This window comes from Rhodanobacter sp. DHG33 (genome assembly GCF_014843005.1).
Lineage (GTDB): Bacteria > Pseudomonadota > Gammaproteobacteria > Xanthomonadales > Rhodanobacteraceae > Rhodanobacter_A.
Genome location: NZ_JACYXM010000016.1, coordinates 1 through 1,665 on the forward strand (window position 1 = coordinate 1; position 1,665 = coordinate 1,665).

Sequence of the window (1,665 nt, forward strand, 5' to 3'; positions counted from 1 at the left end):
ATTGCTCGCAGAAGCCGGCAAAGCGCTCAACCAGGGGAGGGTCGATCTTGCCCAGCGCGCGCTGGCGCAAATTATTGCGAAAGACCCCGGGCATACCGACGCCCAATTTCTTTACGGAGTCGCCTGCCTGATGGGCGGCGATGCCGCCAAGGCCATCGGCTTCCTGCGCAAGGCCGTCGAGCAACGTCCTGCCGATGCCAACATGCAGATGTACCTCGGCTGCGCCCTGCATGATGCCGGGGCACTCGACGACGCGCTGATTCACCTGAATCGGGCTTGCGAACTGGCACCGCGACAAGCCACGCCCTGGTACAACCTCGGCAAGGCACTGAAGCAACGGGGGCAATTGCGGGAAGCCGACCAGGCCTTTCGCCATGCGCTGACGCTGGACGAACGCCATGTGCTGGCACGCATCGGCGTGGCCGACATCGCCACCATGCAGGGCGATATCGCCCGCGCCGTGTCCGAATACCGACATGTGCTTCGCCTGCAGCCCGAGCGTGCCGAGGCATGGCACGGGTTGGCCAACCTCAAGACCGAGCTCCTGGGTTCCGCCGACATCGAGACGATCCGCCGCGCTCTGCGCAATCCGGGTCTCCCTGCCGACACGCGGGTGATGCTGGGTTTCAGCCTGTTCCGCGCCCTGGAGGACCAGCAGGATTACGCCGGCGCCTTCGAAGCATTGCGCCAGGCCAATGCGGACAAGCGACGCCTGGTGGATTGGGACGCCGCCGCCGAACACGCGAAGATCGGCCGCATCATGGACGCTTTCCGCGCGCCGCTGCCGGCGCCGGTGGATTCCACGCTTGGCCACGAAGTGATCCTGATCGCCAGCCTGCCGCGCTCCGGTTCGACGCTGGTCGAGCACATTCTCGCGTCGCATCCGGAGGTGGAGGGCGCCAACGAGATTCCGGATTTGTCGCAGGTCATCGAGGACGAATCGCAACGCCGCGGCCAACCATTCCCGGACTGGGTCGCTTCGACCACAGCCGATGACTGGCACCGCCTGGGCAAGGATTACCTTGCCCGCACGGCCCGCTGGCGCGAGAAGCGTCCGCGCTTCACCGACAAGGAACTCCGCAACTGGACACTGGTGGGCGCCGCACTGGCGATGTTGCCGGGCGCGAAGATCGTGCACTGCCACCGCGATCCGGTCGAAACCTGCTTCTCCTGCTATCGCCATCTCTTCAGGCATGGCGTGCATTTCACCTACGACCTCGACGAGATGGCGGACTACTACCGCGATTACGAGCGCCTCACGGATTTCTGGCTGATGCGCGATCCGCAACGCGTGCTCGATTTCCCCTACGAGGCATTGGTGCAGGAACCCGAGGCGCAGATCCGCCGCCTGCTCGCGTTCTGCGAACTGCCGTTCGATGCCGCCTGCCTCACGCCGCACCAGACCAAGCGCGAAGTGCTCAGCACGGCGAGCGCGGCCCAGGTACGCGAGCCCATTCGTGCGGACACGGCTCACAGCACGCCGTATCTGCCATGGCTGCAGCCGTTGCGGAAACGCTTGGCTGGTTGAGACGAATAGGTTGAAACGAACAAGGCCGCCGGTTACCCGGCGGCCTTGTTCGTTTCATCTTCCCTTCCCTCATGCCGCCAGTCGCAGCGGCATGAGGTTGGAGAATGCGCCTTACCAGTCGTACTTCACGCTGAACT

General features: G+C 64.6%; 1 protein-coding gene. It reads left to right on the forward strand.

The window, feature by feature from the left end; genetic code table 11:
• Nucleotides 1-1,528, forward strand: a 1,528-nt coding sequence (locus IHE46_RS16695) for a sulfotransferase (RefSeq protein WP_192166047.1), incomplete at its 5' end; no start/stop codon positions are given.
• Nucleotides 1,529-1,665: the final 137 nt, after the last annotated feature.